Source organism: Streptomyces sp. NPDC030820, from assembly GCF_055572075.1.
On sequence record NZ_JBVIEB010000004.1, the window covers coordinates 371,716 to 389,365 of the forward strand.

General features: G+C 72.4%; 18 protein-coding genes. 9 read left to right on the forward strand and 9 right to left on the reverse strand.

Translation table 11 applies throughout. The features are described from left to right. Positions 1–121: 121 nt before the first annotated feature. Positions 122–1,291, forward strand: coding sequence for a thiolase C-terminal domain-containing protein (locus ACZ418_RS13510; RefSeq protein ID WP_468361703.1), 1,170 nt, complete (start codon positions 122–124; stop codon positions 1,289–1,291). Between the two features lie 10 nt (positions 1,292–1,301). On the opposite strand, the gene ACZ418_RS13515 is transcribed toward ACZ418_RS13510, so the two are convergent. After that, positions 1,302–1,496, reverse strand: a complete 195-nt coding sequence (locus tag ACZ418_RS13515) for a CorA family divalent cation transporter (protein ID WP_468361706.1) — start codon at positions 1,494–1,496, stop codon at positions 1,302–1,304. 99 nt (positions 1,497–1,595) lie between these two features. Between ACZ418_RS13515 and ACZ418_RS13520 the strand changes: the two genes are divergently transcribed. Beyond that, the gene (locus tag ACZ418_RS13520) at positions 1,596–2,261 is read left to right on the forward strand and encodes a pyridoxine/pyridoxamine 5'-phosphate oxidase (protein WP_468361709.1); all 666 of its coding nucleotides are present in this window, start codon (positions 1,596–1,598) and stop codon (positions 2,259–2,261) included. Between the two features lie 29 nt (positions 2,262–2,290). Here the strand turns inward: ACZ418_RS13520 and ACZ418_RS13525 are convergent, their stop codons facing one another. The 3 genes from ACZ418_RS13525 to ACZ418_RS13535 form a co-directional block, all read right to left on the reverse strand. Beyond that, entirely contained in the window at positions 2,291–3,151 is an 861-nt protein-coding gene (locus ACZ418_RS13525; protein ID WP_468361711.1) for a GNAT family N-acetyltransferase, read from the reverse strand. 366 nt (positions 3,152–3,517) lie between these two features. After that, positions 3,518–3,913 (reverse strand): Zn-ribbon domain-containing OB-fold protein, encoded by a 396-nt coding sequence (locus ACZ418_RS13530; RefSeq protein WP_468361714.1) that lies wholly within the window; start codon positions 3,911–3,913, stop codon positions 3,518–3,520. After that, on the reverse strand, positions 3,910–4,362 hold the full coding sequence (locus ACZ418_RS13535) for a DoxX family membrane protein (protein WP_468361717.1): 453 nt from the start codon (positions 4,360–4,362) through the stop codon (positions 3,910–3,912). Before ACZ418_RS13535 ends, ACZ418_RS13530 begins: the two co-directional genes overlap by 4 nt. Positions 4,363–4,560: 198 nt before the next feature. On the opposite strand from ACZ418_RS13535, the gene ACZ418_RS13540 reads away from it, so the two are divergent. The 3 genes from ACZ418_RS13540 (at position 4,561) to ACZ418_RS13550 (ending at position 8,884) form a co-directional block, all read left to right on the forward strand. Next, on the forward strand, positions 4,561–5,757 hold the full coding sequence (locus ACZ418_RS13540) for a flavin-containing monooxygenase (protein ID WP_468361719.1): 1,197 nt from the start codon (positions 4,561–4,563) through the stop codon (positions 5,755–5,757). Positions 5,758–5,879: 122 nt separating this feature from the next. Continuing rightward, entirely contained in the window at positions 5,880–8,102 is a 2,223-nt protein-coding gene (locus tag ACZ418_RS13545) for an acetate--CoA ligase family protein (RefSeq protein ID WP_468361722.1), read from the forward strand. Next, positions 8,099–8,884, forward strand: a complete 786-nt coding sequence (locus ACZ418_RS13550; RefSeq protein ID WP_468361725.1) for an enoyl-CoA hydratase/isomerase family protein — start codon at positions 8,099–8,101, stop codon at positions 8,882–8,884. The genes ACZ418_RS13545 and ACZ418_RS13550 overlap by 4 nt, the downstream gene beginning before the upstream one ends. A gap of 3 nt (positions 8,885–8,887) precedes the next feature. On the opposite strand, the gene ACZ418_RS13555 is transcribed toward ACZ418_RS13550, so the two are convergent. Beyond that, positions 8,888–9,799: a hypothetical protein gene (locus ACZ418_RS13555; RefSeq protein WP_468361728.1), complete on the reverse strand. Its 912-nt coding sequence runs from the start codon at positions 9,797–9,799 to the stop codon at positions 8,888–8,890. Positions 9,800–9,880: 81 nt separating this feature from the next. Between ACZ418_RS13555 and ACZ418_RS13560 the strand changes: the two genes are divergently transcribed. After that, entirely contained in the window at positions 9,881–10,477 is a 597-nt protein-coding gene (locus ACZ418_RS13560; RefSeq protein ID WP_468361731.1) for a flavin reductase family protein, read from the forward strand. Between the two features lie 128 nt (positions 10,478–10,605). Here the strand turns inward: ACZ418_RS13560 and ACZ418_RS13565 are convergent, their stop codons facing one another. Next, complete coding sequence (locus ACZ418_RS13565) at positions 10,606–11,004, reverse strand: VOC family protein (RefSeq protein ID WP_468361734.1); 399 nt, start codon at positions 11,002–11,004, stop codon at positions 10,606–10,608. A gap of 93 nt (positions 11,005–11,097) precedes the next feature. On the opposite strand from ACZ418_RS13565, the gene ACZ418_RS13570 reads away from it, so the two are divergent. Then, positions 11,098–12,087 carry a helix-turn-helix transcriptional regulator gene (locus ACZ418_RS13570; protein ID WP_468361738.1) on the forward strand — a complete coding sequence of 330 codons (990 nt, stop codon included), beginning with the start codon at positions 11,098–11,100 and terminating at the stop codon, positions 12,085–12,087. Positions 12,088–12,583: 496 nt separating this feature from the next. After that, positions 12,584–12,898, forward strand: a complete 315-nt coding sequence (locus ACZ418_RS13575) for a hypothetical protein (protein ID WP_468361741.1) — start codon at positions 12,584–12,586, stop codon at positions 12,896–12,898. A gap of 123 nt (positions 12,899–13,021) precedes the next feature. Here the strand turns inward: ACZ418_RS13575 and ACZ418_RS13580 are convergent, their stop codons facing one another. Next, positions 13,022–14,332 (reverse strand): MFS transporter, encoded by a 1,311-nt coding sequence (locus tag ACZ418_RS13580; RefSeq protein ID WP_468361744.1) that lies wholly within the window; start codon positions 14,330–14,332, stop codon positions 13,022–13,024. Positions 14,333–14,403: 71 nt separating this feature from the next. Between ACZ418_RS13580 and ACZ418_RS13585 the strand changes: the two genes are divergently transcribed. Continuing rightward, positions 14,404–15,420, forward strand: a complete 1,017-nt coding sequence (locus tag ACZ418_RS13585) for a GlxA family transcriptional regulator (RefSeq protein ID WP_468361747.1) — start codon at positions 14,404–14,406, stop codon at positions 15,418–15,420. Here ACZ418_RS13585 and ACZ418_RS13590 read toward each other — a convergent pair. Beyond that, positions 15,410–16,462 carry a Zn-dependent alcohol dehydrogenase gene (locus ACZ418_RS13590; protein WP_468361750.1) on the reverse strand — a complete coding sequence of 351 codons (1,053 nt, stop codon included), beginning with the start codon at positions 16,460–16,462 and terminating at the stop codon, positions 15,410–15,412. The genes ACZ418_RS13585 and ACZ418_RS13590 overlap by 11 nt on opposite strands. Next, the gene (locus ACZ418_RS13595; RefSeq protein ID WP_468361753.1) at positions 16,462–17,610 is read right to left on the reverse strand and encodes an acyl-CoA dehydrogenase family protein; all 1,149 of its coding nucleotides are present in this window, start codon (positions 17,608–17,610) and stop codon (positions 16,462–16,464) included. The genes ACZ418_RS13590 and ACZ418_RS13595 overlap by 1 nt, the downstream gene beginning before the upstream one ends. Positions 17,611–17,650: the final 40 nt, after the last annotated feature.

Genomic DNA, 17,650 nt, shown 5'->3' on the forward strand with positions numbered 1-17,650 from the left:
GGCGGGTCCCTCATCCCTCCCGAGCGGATCTGACGGACCGTCATATTAGGGCGCGGGCGTACGGATGCCCAGGGCCGCGACACCTGCCGCGAGCAGCCGTATCTGATGTACCGTCAGATTCATGACGGCTGGGAGCAGGAAGGTCGCCGTGGTCGGTGTGGCCCTCTCCGACTGCGGACGCGTGGACGACGCCACCCCGTACACCCTGCACGCACAGGCGGCCCGCCGCGCCCTCGCGGACGCGGGGCTCGACCGCGCCCGGGTCGACGGCCTGGCCTCGGCGGGCCTCGGCACGCTGGCCCCGGTGGAGGTGGCCGAGTATCTGGGCCTGCGCCCCACCTGGGTGGACTCCACCTCGGTCGGCGGCTCGACCTGGGAGGTCATGGCGGCGCACGCGGCGGACGCGATAGCGGCCGGCCACGCCAACGCCGTCCTCCTCGTCTACGGCTCGACGGCACGCGCGGACATCAGGGCGGGCCGCAGGACGGGCGACCTGTCCTTCGGCGCCCGCGGGCCCCTGCAGTTCGAGGTCCCCTACGGCCACACCCTGATCGCCAAGTACGCGATGGCCGCCCGCCGCCACATGATCGAACACGGTACGACCGTCGAGCAGCTGGCCGAGGTGGCGGTGCAGGCCCGGGCCAACGCGGCGCTGAACCCGGAGGCGATGTTCCGGGACCCGATCACGGTCGACGACGTCCTGGCCGGCCCGATGATCGCCGACCCCTTCACCAAGCTGCACTGCTGCCTGCGCTCGGACGGCGGCGCGGCGGTCCTGCTGGCGGCCGAGGAGTACGTGCGGGACTGCCGTACGGCGCCCGTCTGGATCCTCGGCACCGGGGAGCACGTCTCGCACGCGGCGATGTCCGAGTGGACGGACTTCACGGTGTCACCGGCGGCGGTCAGCGGGCGGCTGGCCTTCGAGCGGGCGGGGGTGCGGCCGCAGGAGATGGACTTCGCGCAGATCTATGACGCCTTCACCTACATGACCCTGGTGACCCTGGAGGACCTGGGCTTCTGCGGGAAGGGCGAGGGCGGGGCGTTCGTGGAGAAGGGCCGGCTGCTGGTGCGGGGCGGGGAGTTGCCGGTGAACACGGACGGGGGCGGCCTTTCGGCCCAACACCCGGGCATGCGGGGGCTGTTCCTGCTGGTGGAGGCCGTGCGGCAACTGCGCGGAGAGGCCGGGGAGCGGCAGGTGCGGACGCGGGACGGGCGGATGCCGAGGCTGGGGGTGGCGTCCGGGACGGGGGGCTGGTTCTGCTCCTCGGGGACGGTGGTGCTGGGCCGGTGAGGGCTCCTGTTCAGTCCTCGTCCAGCAGCCGGCGCCAGATGCGGGTGCGGTGCAGGACGTAGACGGAGCCGAGCAGGACGACCGCCTGCATCCCCACGGCGAGCAGCCAGAACTCGTCCCTGGTCTCGAGCCTGTTCGTCAGGAACGTGAAGTTCATGCCGAAGAACCCGGTGATGAACGACAGTGGCAGGAAGATCACCGACACCCGGAATCACTCGTGTGCGTCGCAGGAGGACTGCCGAACGGATGGCGGCCCGGTCGCACCCGCCCGCGCCGACGGCGGCCCGGTGGCGATACTCGGCACATGGAAACGGATCTCCACGCACTGCTGAGGTCGCTGCGGGTATGGGACCCGGACGTCACGGATCTGCGCCCCTTCGACCCGGACACCGCCCCGCCGACCCCGCTGCCCCTGTTCACGAGCTGGTTGGCGGACGCGGTGGCGGCCGGGCAGCCGGAGCCGCACACGATGTCGCTGGCCACGGTGGACGAGGAGGGCCGGCCGGACGTACGGATCGTGATGCTGCACGGCGCCGACGCGGACGGCTGGGCCTTCGGCACCCACGCCACGAGCCGCAAGGGCCGGGCCCTGAACGCACACCCCCAGGCCGCCCTGGCCTTCTACTGGCCGGTGCTGGGCCGCCAGGTGCGGGTACGCGGGTCGGTGACCGCGGCGCCGTCCCGGGAGAGCCAGGCCGACCTGCAGGCCCGCTCGACGGGGGCGCTGGCCGCGGCGCTCACCGGGCGGCAGAGCGAGGAGCTGTCCTCACTGGCCGAGCTGCGGCGGGCGTCCGAGGCCGCGTGGGAGCGGGCGCGCGAGAATCCCGACGAGCCGTCGCCCACCTGGACGCTGTACCGGCTGCGCCCCGAGACGGTGGAGTTCTTCCAGGGGGACGCGGACCGGCGGCACGTACGGCTGGAGTACCGGAGCACGGAGTTCGGCTGGAGCCGGACGTTGCTCTGGCCTTGAGCCGGTGCGGGCGGGGCACTGCGCCGGCGTCAGCCGCCGAACCGCCACACGCTGAAGTCCGCCACCGGCCGGTAGCCGATCCGCTGGTACAGCCCGTTGCTCGTCGGGTTGTCGAGGTCGGTGAAGAGGAGGACCTCCTGGACGCCCGCCGCCCGCGCGGCCCGGCTCACCTCGGCCGTGGCCGCGCCGGCGTATCCGCGTCCGCGCAGGTCGGCCGGGGTGTAGACGGGGGCGACACGGACCTGGCCGGCCGTCTCGGGGGTGGCTCCCGCCATGGCGAGCGGGGTGCCGTCGCCGGTTTCCCAGAGGGTGACGCCGCCGTAGGAGATACGGGCGTCGGCCCAGTTGCCCGGGTCCTGGCCGACGCCGCCGGTGATCTCCTCGAACTCCTCGAACCAGCGGATCAGCAGATCCCGGTCCCCCGGCCCGGCGATCCGCGCCCGCCCCTGCGGCCGGGGCTCCGGTACGGTCAACTCGCCCAGGCGGTAGAGCCGTTGCCGCTTGTCGACGGCGACCGCCGTACCGGTGCGCCGCTCCCAGGCCGCCGCGAAGGACTCCGTCGCGTCCTTCGGCCCGGAGACTCCGACGAGTGAGCGGCCCAGCTCGGCGAACCGGACCGCCAGGGCGTCGGCCTCCTGCGGGGTGAGCGCGGTGACGTTGATCTGGAAGGGCGGGGTATGGAGCAGGGCGGCCCGTACCGTGCCGCCGTCCGCTTCCAGCAGCCCGAAGAGGGGGGCTTCCGTGCCGTAGAGGTGCAGCCCGCGCCGCCGCAGCGCGTCCGTCACCGTCAGCGGCACCGTGTGCAGGGCGGGCCGGGAGCGCAGGAAGTCACCCGCGCGGGAGAGGAACTCGTCCAGGTCTTCGGTGAGATACCAGTTCTCAGGGCGCATACAGCCATGATCGACACCAACCGCCGGACGGAACACCGGTTTTCCATCGGGAGCTCAGCCCTCCGGGCGGAACCCCGACTTCCCCTCGACAGCTCAACCCCCCGGGATGCAACCCCGGCCCCCCCTCCGCGCCTCATCCCTCCGGGCGGAACACCGGCTCCCCCTCCCCACCTCAACCCCCCGGACGCAACCCCGGCCCCCCTCCGCAACTCACGCGCCAGGGCGGAACACCGGCTCCCCCTCAGCACCTCACCCCCCCGAACGCAACCCCGGCCCCCTCCACACCTCAACCCGCCAGACAGAACCCCCAGTCCCCCCTCCACACCTCAACCCGCCAGACAGAACCCCCAGTCCCCCCTCCGCACCTCATCCCTCCGGGCAGAACACCGGCTTCCCCTCCGCGAACGTCACCCGCAGCGGCAGCCCGGGCCGCAGGTCGGCGCCCGTGCACTCCACCACCTGCGTCATCATCCGCGGGCCCTCCGCCAGTTCGACCACCGCGGCCACGTACGGCGTGCGCTCGTGGAAGGGCGGCAGGTCGTTGCGGTGGACGGTGGACCAGGTGTAGAGCTGGGCCCGGCCGCTCGCCTCCTCCCAGGTCACCTCCTCGCTCCAGCAGTGCGGACAGAACTCGCGCGGGTAGTGGTGGGCGAGGCCGCAGGCCCCGCAGCGGCGGATCAGCAGGCGACCGCGCGCGGCCGCCTCCCAGTAGGGGCGCGTGAAGGCGTCCGGCTCCGGAAGGTCGTAGCGCGCGGCGCTCATGAGAACCACCCCAGCCACGCGTCGACCGACCAGGTCTGCCAGGCCATCGCGAAGAACCCGACGAGCGAGATCAGCGCCATCATCGAGTTCTGGCCCTGCTCGGCCCAGTCGTGGATCATCAGGACGAAGTAGATCGCGTTCAGCAGCAGTCCGCCCAGCAACGCGATCGGGGTCAGAAAGCCGAGGACCAGGCCGAGGCCCAGGGAGAGTTCGGCGTAGGCGACGACGTACGCCATCAGCTTCGGGTGCGGCTCGACCACCGTCTCGAACCCCTTCCGCACCGGCGTCCAGCGGTGTTTCTCCGCGATCTCCGCCGCCCATGCGATGCCGCTGCCCCGCTCGAACCAGGCCTTCTTGTCCTTGTGCCGCCAGCTCTCCAGCCACCACAGACCGAGACCGATCCGCAGCACCGCCAGCCACTGAGCGCCGTCCAGCCATAGGGAGTCCATGAAACTGACGGTACGTCAGATCACCGGTAAAGCCCACCCGCGAGCGCCAGCCATGGGGGCCAAGCGATCGCCGTACCGCCACAACCAGGTTTCGTACGCCACCGTCCCCACCCACTCCCCTACATCCGTGATCAATTCGGAACCGATTCCGGTCTTGACCGAGACCCATCAACAGGGTGCGTGATTACGCTCCCGAACATGACCGACTCCAGTTCCGCTCCCGTGCAGCTCTCCGCCACGCCCGCCGACCGCCCGGTCTACGTCATAGGCGCCGGTCCGGGCGGTCTGGCCGCCGCGTACGCACTGCGGGCACGGGGCATACGGGCCGTGGTGCTGGAGAAGGCCGACCGCGTGGGCGCCTCCTGGCGCGGCCACTACGACCGTCTGCATCTGCACACCACCCGGCGGCTGTCCGCGCTGCCGGGCCTGAAGATCCCCCGGAAGTTCGGGCGCTGGGTGTCCCGCGACAACGTGGTGCGCTATCTCGAGAAGTACGCCGAGCACCACGAGCTGGAGATCGTCACCGGCGTGGAGGTCTTCCGCGTCGAGCGGACCGCCGACGGCACCGGCTGGCTGCTGCACGCCTCCGGCGGGCGCGAGCTGACCGGCAGCGCGGTGGTCGTCGCCTCCGGCTACAACCACACCCCGCACGTCCCGGACTGGCCGGGCCTGGCGGAGTACGGCGGGGAGTTCCTGCACGCGGGCGCCTACCGCAACGCCGGGCCGTACGCGGGCCGGGACGTCCTGGTCGTCGGCGCCGGCAACACCGGCGCCGAGATCGCCGTGGACCTGGTGGAGGGCGGGGCGGCGCGGGTACGGCTGGCGGTGCGCACCGTCCCGCACATCGTGCGCCGTACGACACTCGGCTGGCCCGCCCAGTACTCGGGCGTCCTGGTACGGCGGCTGCCGGTACGGCTGGTGGACCGGCTCGCCAGGTCGGCGGCCCCGCTCACCGTGCCGGACCTGTCGGCCCGGGGGCTGCCGCGCCCGGACACCGGGATGTACAGCAGAGTCCGGCAGGGTGCCGTCCCCGTGCAGGACGTCGGTCTGATCGACGCCGTGCGCAAGGGGAAGGTGGAGATCGTGGCCGCCGTCGAGTCCTTCGAGGACGGGACCCCCGGAAAGGTCGTCCTCGCCGACGGCAGCAGGATCGAGCCGGACGCGGTGATCGCGGCGACCGGGTACACCCGGGCGCTGGAGGGTCTGGTCGGGCATCTCGGGGTGCTGGACGGGCGCGGCAAGCCGGTCGTGCACGGCGGCCGTACGCCGACGCAGGCGCCCGGTCTGTACTTCACCGGGTTCACCAACCCGATCAGCGGGATGTTCCGGGAGCTGGCGCTCGACGCGGGGAAGATCGCGAAGGCGGCGGCCAGGCAGCTGCGCACCCGTCGGTGACTCCGCCGCCCCGCACCCGTCGGTAACTTTGCTCGGTCCGACCAGTTCCTGACATTGCGTCAGTTCAGTAATCTGACAGAGCGTCAGTTTACTTGTGCTGTCTCACAGGAGCGGGCGGACCGATGCTTGGATCAACCCACGGCACCCTCACCACCGACTCCCGCCGGGCCCGGGTCATCGCGTGCGGCGAGCAGCGGCCCGGACCCGTCGTCCACGACCGGGTCGACGACCTGGACGTCAGCGGGCGGCCGCTGTACGCGGACGTACCGGACCTGACCCGCTTCTTCCGGCCCGCGTCGGTCGCCGTGATCGGCGCCTCGGACGCGGAGGGACGCCCGAACACCGGGATCACCCGGCAGCTGCTGGCCTGGGCCGAGCGGGTGGGGGCGCAGGTGTATCCGGTGCATCCGTCCCGCTCCTCGGTCTTCGGCATCCCCTGCGCCGCCTCCGTCGCCGAACTGCCGCCCGGGCAGGTCGACCTGGCCGTGCTGCTGGTGGCCGACCCGCTGCCGGTGATCGAGGAACTGGCCGACGCGAAGGTGAGGTTCGCGGTCGCCTTCGCCTCCGGGTTCGCCGAGACGGGTGAGGCGGGCGCCGCGGCACAGCAGCGACTCGCGGACGCCGTACGCCGCTCGGGGATCCGGCTCCTCGGCCCGAACACCAATCTCAACGCCTTCGAGCACTTCCGGGAGGACCTGACCGGCCCGGCGATAGCGCTGATCACCCAGTCGGGCCACCAGGGCCGCCCGGTGTTCTCGCTCCAGGAGCTGGGCATCCGCCTCTCCCACTGGGCGCCCACCGGCAACGAGGCCGACCTGGAGACCGCCGACTTCCTCTCCTGGTTCGCCGAGCAGCCCGAGGTAGGTGCCGTCGCCTGCTATGTGGAGGGCCTGAAGGACGGCCGCGCCTTCCTGCTGGCCGCCGACCGTGCCGCCCGCCGCGGGGTGCCGGTGGTCGCGGTGAAGGTGGGCCGCACCGAGACCGGCGCGCGCACGGCCGCCTCGCACACCGGCAAGCTCACGGGCGCCGACGACGTGGTGGACGCGGCGATGCGCCAGTTCGGGGTCGTACGGGTCGACGGTATCGACGAACTCCAGGACACCGCGGCCCTGTTGGCGCGGGCGCGGGCGCCGCTGGCGGAGGGGGTCGCGGTGTACTCGATCTCCGGCGGTACCGGCGCCCACGCCGCCGACCTCGCCACCGCGGCCGGACTCCACCTCCCCCGTCTGTCCGAGGCCAGGCAGGCCGAGCTGCACCAGTGGATACCGGAGTACCTGAGCGTGGCCAACCCGGTGGACAACGGCGGACATCCGGTGGGCGACTGGCGCGGCCGGAAGATCATCGACGCGATCCTGGCCGACCCGTCGATCGGCGTCCTGATCTGCCCGATCACCGGCCCCTTCCCGCCGTTGAGCGACAAACTGGTGACGGACCTGGTCGAGGCGGCCGAGGAGACCGACAAGCTGGTGTGCGTGGTGTGGGGCTCGCCGGTGGGCACGGAGGCGGCCTACCGCGAGGTCCTGCTGGGTTCCTCCCGCGTGGCCACCTTCCGCACGGTGGGCAACTGCCTCAAGGCGGTCCGCGCCTGGCTGGACCACCACCGCTTCGTGAGCGACTACCGCTCCCCCTTCGACGAGGCCCCGCGCACCCCCTCCCCCTCCTTCCGCAAGGCCGAGGCCCTGATGCGCCCCGGTCAGCAGCTCAGCGAGCACGGGGCCAAGCAGCTGCTGCGCGCCTACGGCATCCGGGTGCCGCGCGAACAGCTGGTGACCAGCGCGGCGGCGGCCGTACGGGCGGCGGCGCAGGTCGGCTACCCGGTGGTGATGAAGGCCTCCGGCGCCCGGATCGCCCACAAGACCGAACTGGGCCTGGTGAAGATCGGCCTGACGTCGGCCAGCCAGGTCAGGGACGCCTATCGCGAGCTGACGGACATCGCCCGCTACGAGGGTGTCTCGCTGGACGGGATCCTGGTGTGCCAGATGGTCGAGCAGGGCGTGGAGATGGTCCTCGGGATGACCCACGACGACCTGTTCGGCCCGACGGTGACGGTGGGACTCGGCGGGGTCCTGGTGGAGGTCCTGCACGACGCGGCGGTCCGGGTACCTCCGTTCGGCGAGGACCAGGCCCGCGCCATGCTCACCGAGCTCCGCGGCCGGGCCCTGCTGGACGGCGTCCGGGGCCGCCCGCCGGCCGACCGGGAGGCGCTGGTGGAGGTGATCCTGCGGGTCCAGCGCATGGCGCTCGAACTGGGTGGGTTCGTCTCCGAGCTGGACATCAACCCGCTGCTGGTGCTGCCACGCGGGCAGGGCGCGGTGGCGCTGGACGCGCTGGTGGTGTGCCGATGAGCGAGCTGGAGACCGAGCGGGGCGAGCAGGTCGCCTACCTCACCTTGAACCGCCCTGAGGCGTTGAACGCCCTCACCCCGGCTCTTCGGGACCGGCTGATCGACCTGCTCGCGCAGGCGTCGGCCGACCCTGACGTCCGGGCGGTGGTCCTGACCGGCACGGGCCGGGGCTTCTGCGCGGGCGCGGACCTGCGGGGCGGTGCCACTGGTGAGGACCGGGTCACCGGGGACGTGGCCCGGATGCTGCGCCAGGGCGCCCAACGCCTGATCGCGGCCGTCCTGGACTGCGAGAAGCCGGTGATCGCCGCCGTGAACGGCACGGCGGCGGGCCTCGGCGCGCATCTGGCGCTCGCCTGCGACCTGGTGCTGGCCGCCGAGTCGGCCCGCTTCATCGAGGTGTTCGTACGGCGGGGGCTGGTACCGGACGCCGGTGGCGCGTACCTGCTCCCCCGCCTGCTGGGCTCCCACCGGGCGAAGGAGCTGATGTTCTTCGGCGACGCGGTGCCGGCGGCGGACGCGCAGCGGCTGGGGCTGGTCAACCGGGTCGTACCCGACGGGGACCTGACGAAGACGGCCCGCGAGTGGGCGACCCGCCTGGCGTCCGGCCCCACCCGGTCCCTGGCCCTGACCAAGCACCTGGTGAACACCTCCCTGGAGTCGGACCGCGCCACCGCCTTCGCCGCGGAGGCCTGGGCCCAGGAGATCAACATGGCGACCGAGGACGCCCGGGAGGGCCTGCGGGCGTTCGGCGAGCGCCGGAGCCCCGGGTTCCGAGGGCGGTGAGGGTCAGCCCCCGCTGCGGTCCAGGGTGCGGACGGTGCCCGCGTCCGGGTCGCCGAAGAGGACGAACAGTTGGGGGTCGTCCTCGGTGCCGCTGAAGGACCAGTGGGTGTCCAGGCCGCAGTGGGCGTCGAGGTGCAGGAGGATGGCAGGGCGGTCGACGTCGTCCTTGTCGGGCTCCCAGGTGCCGGAGCCCGCGCAGACCACGTAGTCCTTGTAGTCGGGGGCCGCCCAGTCCCGTTCCGTGGGTTCGGCCGGGAGTCTGTGGGCCTCGGCCCGGCCGTCGAGGGTGAGGCGCAGCTCGGCGCCGTTCTCGCCGTGCCAGACTCCGGCGAGCTGGGCGCGGGTCAGCTCGGGCGGCTCGTACTCCGGGATCAGGCCGGCCGCGGAGGCCGCGAGCCCGCCGCCGAGGGCCAGGACGAACAGGCCGGCGCCGGCGAGTGCCGAGCGCCACCAGACACCCCACAGCGACCAGGATCGCGTGCGGACGTAGGCGATGCCGAGCGCGGGCAGCAGGCCGAGGGCGGTGAGGACCGAGGCCGTGGCGGCGAACGGCCAGTCGAAGAGTGCCGCCGTCACCAGGCCCCATCCGACGGCCGTGGCCGCTGCCGCGACCGTGCGGCAGGCCCACTCCGGGCCGCCGGAACGCCGGAGCAGCGGCCGGGCGAGGACGATGGCGGGCAGCGTCAGCACGGCGGAGAGGAACAGGCCCAGGATCGGCAGCAGCAGTGGCCCGAATACCAGCAGGCAGAAGATCCCCCAGGCGCCGCCTGAGCCACCCTCGTACTGGTCCTGGCTGGTGACCCAGATCCACCACAGCAGCCCGGCCGCCGGCAGCTGCGCCGCGTTCACCGGGATCGCCGCGGCCAGATCGCTCCGGACCCCCCGGACCCACTCGCGCGTTTTCTCCCACCCCATGGCCGCACCCTATGAAGTGCCTGTACGACACCTGCCACGGGGCTTCCTATCTGACGATCCGTCAGCTTGAATGGAGGCGTGATGGGACACGCAGGGGCGGCGGCCGCCGCCGTCCGGTATCTGGGGCGCAGGCCCGTGGAGCCGTTGCCGCGGCCGGAGTTGCGGTGCGTGCGGGAGGGCGAGCGAGCGCCCGTCGAGCGGGACGAGTTCCGGCGTGTTCTCGGCTGCTTCGCGAGCGGCGTGACCGTGATCACGGCACCGGCCGCCGAGGGAGAGGACGGTCCCGCGGGTTTCGCCTGCCAGAGCTTCGCCTCCCTCTCCCTCGAACCGCCTCTGGTCTGCTTCATGGTGGGCCGTACGTCGGCCACCTGGCCCCGGATCGCCCGCGCGGGCGCCTTCTGCGTGAACGTGCTCAGCGCCGGCCAGGGCGAGCTGTGCCGGGCCTTCGCGGTGAGCGGCGCGGACAAGTTCGCGGGGGTGGCGTACGACGCGGCGCCCGCCTCCGGCTCCCCGCGCCTGGCCGGTGCCGCCGCCTGGATCGACTGCACCGTCCACGCCGTGCACACCGGGGGCGACCACCTGATCGTCGTGGGCCGGGTGGACGCCCTCGGCACGGAGGATCCGGGCGAGCCGCTGCTCTTCCATCGGGGGCGGTTCGCCCGGATCAGCCACCCCTAGATGTGGCGACCGTGCAGCCGTTGAAGGTCGGCGGCGAGTCGCGCGGGGCCGTGCTTGGTCTGCCGCCGCAATGTCTCCACCACATCGGCGATGTCCTCGGGGCTCCCGCGTGAGCGGCTGTGGTGGTGTCAGCGTGCGAACTTTTCGATGGCCTCCGGGGTGACGGGGGTGAAGAAGTTGACGAGGTTGCCGTCTGGGTCGCGGAACAGCAGCGACCGGTTGCCCCAGGGCATCGTGGTGGGCCCGTTGACGACGTCGGTGACGAAGCCGGTCAGGTTCTGGTGAACGCGGTCCACGTCGTCGACGAGGAACTCGGTGATCACGCTGTGGTTGTCCGCCGGGCGGGCAGAGCCCGGGGCGAACAGCGGGACGGTGCGGGCGCCGGCGATCGCGAGGGTGGCGCCCGCGGTCTTGAGTTCGGCGAAGTCCTCGGTGGCCCACGTCGCCCGCGCCCCGGTGGCTCGCTCGTAGAACTCGACGAGGCGTGCGACGTCGCTGGTGATGATGCGGATCGAGACGAAGTCCATGGGAATCTCCTTGGCTGCGCTGGAGGCGTGCACGTCGCAGGCTAGGAGAAATAGTGGACAGAATCGGTCCTGTATTCGCGTTAGGCTGCGAATATGCCACGACCCACCGGCCGCGTGCTGACACTCCTGGAGCTGCTGCAGTCGGGCGGCACCCGGACTGTGGCCGAGCTCGCCGACCGTCTCGGCGTCGAAGGGCGCACTGTGCGGCGGTATGTGGACCAGCTGATCGACCTGGACGTGCCCGTGGAGTCGGTGCGCGGCCGCTACGGCGGGTACCGGCTGGCTCCCGGGTACCGCTTGCCTCCGCTCATGCTCAGCGACGACGAGGCGCTGGCCGTGCTGCTCGGCCTGGTCGCCGGCCGCCAGGCAGGGCTGACGACGACGGAGCGCACGGCGAACGAGACGGCGTCAGCGAAGATCCGGCGGGTGCTGCCCAGGCACATCGCCCGCCGGCTCGACACACTCCTGGAAGCTCTCGCCTTCACGGATCACCCCGGCGAGTTGGACCACCCGGATGCCGGGCTCCTGCTCACCATCGCCGATGCGGTGCGCCACCGCCGACCGGTCTCGATCCGCTACACCGACCGCGACGGACGGCGCAGCGAACGCACACTGCACGCGTACGGGATCGTCGCCCACGCGGGCCGGTGGTACGTCACGGGCAAGGACGCCCAGGTCGGCGAGGACCGAACCTTCCGGCTCGATCGCATCGCAGACGCGCGGACCCTGCCCGGCTCATTCGAAGCGCCCGTGGGTCCCGGTCCGGCACAGCGCGTGTTGTCAGGATTTGCCACGGCCGAGTACCGGCATGAGGTGACCTTGCGGATCCACGGGACAGTTGAGCAAATCCGCGCGTACCTCCCCGCCGGCGTCGCGAGCCTGGAGGAGCACGAGCCCGCGGCCGGCCAGGACCCGGCGGCCGAGCACTGGCTGCGCGTCGAGCTACGGGCGCAACAGCTCGACTGGTTGCCTCGGACACTCGCCTCACTCGACCGGCCGTTCGTCATCGAGCGCCCCGCTGAACTGCGCGACCTCGTCATCGCGCTCGCCGACCGCCTCACGTCCCACGCCCGCCGAACCTGACAGCGAGGAACCAGTGTCATGAGACGGCACACCTGGAGCCTGTCCGACGGTTCACCGGGAGCGGGCCCCGGTCGCGGGCTGCCGATACGCTGCGTACGGTCCACGACCGGCTGACCCGGAAGGCAGTGATGACGCGCGTCTCCAGACCGCCGGCCGAGGCGATATTCGCCGCGCTTCCCGAGCTCGCCCCCTACGGGCGCGACGCGGCGGTGCTCCGTCCCGAGCGCGGAAAGCCGGACCGCGGGAGCAGCTCGATCGGCGGCCCGCTGCTGTGGCCGAGCGACGCGCCGTGGCCCGAGTGCTCCTTGCCGGATGTGACCGACCCCGATGGCGTGCCCGCCACGGCCATGGTGCCGGTCGCCCAGATCTTCCGGCGCGACGTGCCGGGCCCTTGGTGGCCCGCCGACTTCGACCTCCTGCAGATCCTCTGGTGTCCCAACGAACACTGGGACCCTCCGGCCCAGCAGGCCGACGTCAGCCCGGTGGTCGAGCTGCGATGGCGTCGGGCCGCCGAGGTGACGAGGACGGCTATCTGCCCCAGGCGTGCACCGTCACCGCCGAGCACCTGACCGACTTCCCCTTCCGCGAGGAGTTGCCGCCACCGCTCCGTCCGCGGCTGGAGGAACTGGTCCGTGACACCGGTGACGGTGGTGACGTCATCACCTGCCTCGCCGGCTGGAAGCTGGGCGGCTGGCCGACCTGGCACCTGACGTATCACGCCGGACTCCTCCGCGTCGCCGGTAGGTCGTACCAGTTCCGGCACATCGAGTTCCAGAGGTGGTTGGTGCGGGACGGCGGCGACCGGGACTGAGTTCGGGCTCGCACGGCTTTCACCTCCAACCAGGGCGTACGCGACGGCGGCCAGTTGGACGACCCCACCACCTGACCAGGACACATGCCCTCCTGGGATCTGCGCTGTCGCGGCCGCGTCCCTTCAGGACACGGCGACTACCGGCGCCGTCGGCGCCGCCCGGCGGATCACCAGGGACATCAGGGCCGCCGCCGCGCACAGCGTGCCGGAGGCGTACCAGACGAGGTCGTAGGTGCCGAAGACGTCCCGGGCGAGGCCGCCGAGGTAGGCGACGAGGGCCGCGCCGATCTGGTGGGAGGCGAGCACCCAGCCGAACACGATGGCGCTGTCCTCGCCGTACTGCTCGCGGCACAGGGCGAGGGTCGGCGGGACGGTGGCCACCCAGTCCAGGCCGTAGAAGACGATGAAGAAGAGCATCGGGGGGTGGACCGCCGGGCCCAGCAGCATGGGGAGGAAGAGGAGCGAGAGGCCGCGCAGGGCGTAGTACACCGCCAGCAGGCGGCGCGGTTCGAAGCGGTCGGTGAACCAGCCGGAGGCGATCGTGCCGGCCACGTCGAACACGCCGATGACCGCGAGCAGCGAGGCGGCCGTCGTGACAGGCATGCCGTGGTCGTGCTCGGCGGGCACGAAGTGGGTCTGGATCAGGCCGTTGGTGGAGGCGCCGCAGATCGCGAAGGTGCCGGCGAGCAGCCAGAAGGTGCCGGTGCGGACGGCGGTCGAGAGGACCTTCAGCGTGCGGCGGGCGGCGCCGGGCACCGGCGCGGGCTTGGGTACGAACTCCAGGGCGCCGTAGGGCTTCTGGCCGATGTCGGCCGGGTGGTCGCGCAGCAGGATCCAGACGAAGGGGACCACGGCCAGGGCGGCCAGGGACACCGTCACGGCGGCCGGGCGCCAGCCGTGGTGTTCGGTCAGCCAGGACAGCACTGGCAGGAAGATCAGCTGACCGGAGGCGGAGGCGGCGGTCAGGATGCCGCTGACCAGGCCGCGCCGCTCGGTGAACCAGCGGTTGGTGACCGTCGCTGCGAACGCGAGGGCCATCGAGCCGGAGCCGAGGCCGACCAGCAGGCCCCAGCACAGCCACAGCTGCCAGGCCGCCGTCATCCACACGGTCAGGCCCGAGCCGGCCGCGATCACGGTCAGCGCGACGGCGACGACCCGGCGGATGCCGAAGCGGTCCATCAGCGCGGCGGCGAAGGGGGCGGTGAGGCCGTACAGCGCGAGGTTGATGGAGACGGCCGCGCCGATCGTGCCGCGCGACCAGCCGAACTCCTGGTGCAGCGGGTCGATGAGCAGGCCGGGCAGGGAGCGGAAGGCGGCCGCGCCGATGATCGTGACGAAGGTGACGGCGGCGACGAACCACGCCCGGTGCACACGGCGGCGCCGGGCGGGCGGGGCGGCCTGGACGGGGGCTGCGGCTGGGCTTGTCTGAGTCACGTCCTACAGCCTGCTTTTTTCATGAGCGCACAACGAGTGGCCCGAGGGACACCATTCGTTAGGATCGGGCCATGGCTGCTGTCTCTGAGGAACCCGAGGAAGCCGCGGGTTTCCGTCCGCACCGCATCGTCGTCCTCGCCCTCGACGGCCTGCTCCCCTTCGAGCTGGGCATTCCGCACCGCATCTTCGGCCGCCCCAAGGACGAGCACGGCCGGCACCTGTACGAGGTGGTGACCTGCTCGGTACGGCCGCCCGGCCCGGTCGAGACCGACGCCGACTTCGCCGTGCACGTCCCGAACGGCCCGGAGGCGCTGGCCGGCGCCGACACGGTGATCGTCCCGGCGTCGTACGAGCTCGGCCCGGTCTTCGAGGAGGGCCGGCTGACCGACGAGCTGGCCGCCGCCCTCGCCCGCGTCCGCCCCGGCGCCCGGCTCGCCTCCATCTGCACCGGCGTCTACGTCCTCGCCGCCGCCGGATACCTCGACGGCCGCCCGGCGACCACGCACTGGGCCGACGCCGAGCGTTTCCAGCGCATGTTCCCGCGGGTCAAGGTGGACGCGGACGTGCTGTTCATCGACGACGGCGACGTGCTCACCTCGGCCGGGGTGGCCGCCGGGATCGACCTGTGCCTGCACATGGTGCGCCGCGACTTCGGTACGGCGGTCGCCAACGACGTGGCCCGGCGTACGGTCGTACCGCCGCACCGCGCCGGCGGCCAGGCCCAGTACATCGAACGCCCGGTCCCCGACCCGCAGTTGTCGACCACGACCGCAGCGCGTGCCTGGGCGCTGGGCCGCCTGCACGAGCCGATCCAGCTGCGGGACATGGCCGAGCAGGAGGCCATGTCGGTGCGCACCTTCACCCGCCGCTTCCGCGAGGAGGTCGGCATCAGCCCCGGGCAGTGGCTCACCCAGCAGCGCGTCGAACGCGCCCGCCATCTGCTGGAGACCACCGACCTGTCCATCGACCAGGTGGCCCGCGAGGCGGGCTTCGGCACGGCCCAGTCGATGCGCCAGCACCTCCAGCAGGCGCTCGGGGTGACACCGACGGCGTACCGGCGGACCTTCCGTACCGGGATCAGAACGTGAGCACCGCCCGCGCCACCCGCCCCGCCTCCGCGTCCGCGCGGGCCTTGGCGAAGTCCTCCACCGGATAGACCGCCGTCACCAGCTCGTCGAGCAGCAGGCGGCCCTGGCGGTACAGCTCGGCGTACAGGGCGATGTCCCGCTGGGGGCGCGAGGAGCCGTAGCGGCAGCCCAGGACGGACTTGTCCAGGTAGAGGGAGGAGACGCGGAAGGACGCCTCTGCGGCGGCCGGGGGCACGCCCAGCAGGACGGCCTGGCCGTGCCGGTCGAGGAGGTCGATCGCCTGCCGGATCAGCTCCACCCGGCCCACGCACTCGAAGGCGTGGTCGGCACCCGTGGGCAGGATGTCCTTGACGCCCTCCGCCGAGGTCAGGAAGTCGGTCGCGCCGAACTGCCGGGCCATCTCCTCCTTGGCCGGATCGGCGTCCACGGCGACGATCCTGAGCGCCCCCGCGAGCCGCGCTCCCTGCAGCACGTTCAGCCCGATCCCGCCGGTCCCGATGACGACGACGCTGTCCCCGCGGTCCACCCGGGCCCGGTTCAGCACGGCCCCCACGCCCGTGAGCACCCCGCACCCGATCAGGGCCGCCGACTCCAGGGGGATGTCCTTCGGGATCCGCACCGCCTGCACGGCCTTGACGAGCGTGCGCTCGGCGAAGGCCGAGTTGGCGGCGAACTGGTGCACCAGCCCCGCCGCGCCGCGGGTGAACGGTTTCTGCGGCCGCCCGATGGCCTGCCGGCACATCGTCGGCCGGCCCCGGTCGCACTCCGCGCACGTGCCGCAGTTGGCGAGCGTGGACAGCGCCACATGGTCGCCGGGCGCGACATGGGTGACGCCCGCGCCGACCGCCTCGACCACCCCCGCCCCCTCGTGCCCCAGCACCACCGGCACCGGGAACGGAATGGTGCCGTCCACCACGGACAGGTCACTGTGGCACAGCCCGGCCGCCGCGATCGCCACGAGCACCTCACCGGGCCCCCGCTCGCGCACCGCGAGATCGTCGACCACCTGCACCTGCTTGCCGTCGAACACCACACCACGCATCACACGGCCCCCTTGGGCTCTCTGGGCAGACCGAGCACACGCTCGGCGATGATCGTGCGCTGGACCTGGTCCGAGCCGCCGTAGACGGTGTCGGCCCGGGAGAAGAGGAACAGGTGCTGGTCGGCGTCGAGTTCGTACGGCGCCGCGGGCGACCAGTCCGTGGGGCCGACGGTGGCCGCCGCGCCCCTGACCTGCATCGCCAGCTCGCCGAGCCGCTGGTGCCAGCCGGCCCACAGCAGCTTGGCCACGCTGGGCGCACCGGGGTCGGCCGAGCCGCCGAGGGCGCGCAGGGCGTGTCGCCGCATGGTCCGCAGCTCGGCCCACTGCCGTACGAGCCGCGACCGTACGACGGGGTCCGCCGCCGCCCCCGTCGCCACGGCCGCCCGCACCACCTGGGCCAACTCCTCCGCGAACCCGATCTGTTGGGCGAGCGTGGACACCCCGCGCTCGAACCCGAGCAGACTCATGGCCACCGACCACCCCCGCCCCGCCCCTCCCACGACGTGCTCCACGCGCGCGTGCGCCCCGTCGAAGAAGACCTCGTTGAAGTCGCTGGTGCCGGTCAGCTGCCGGATGGGGCGCACCTCGATACGACCGGGCTGGTCCATGGGAACGAGCAGGAAGCTGAGGCCGTGGTGACGCCTGGACTCCGGATCGGTACGGGCCAGCACAAAACACCAGTCGGCCTCATGGGCGAGCGAGGTCCAGATCTTCTGCCCACTGATCCGGTAACGGTCCCCCTCCCGCACGGCCACCGTCCGCACTCCGGCCAGGTCCGACCCGGCCCCGGGCTCGCTGTATCCCTGGCACCACAGCTCCTCACCGGCCGCGACGGGCGGCAGGAAGCGGGACTTCTGCTCGTCGGTGCCGTGCGCGATGAGGGTGGGGGCCAGCAGGTTCTCCCCGATGTGCCCGGAGCGCGGGGGCGCGGGTGCGCGGGCGTACTCCTCGGCCCAGGCCACCTGCTGGGTGAGGGTGGCGGTGCGGTTGCCGTATCCCGACTCCGACCAGCCGAGCCCTATCCAGCCGGACCGCCCGAGGGTTCGCTCCCAGGTACGGCGGTCGGCGGCTGGGTCGGCGTTGGCAGCCAGCCAGGCACGGACCTCCGCACGGAACTCCTCGTCCTCTTGACCGAACCCGAAATCCATATTCGGACCACCTTCGAATCGGGGACCACGAGGGGCGCCC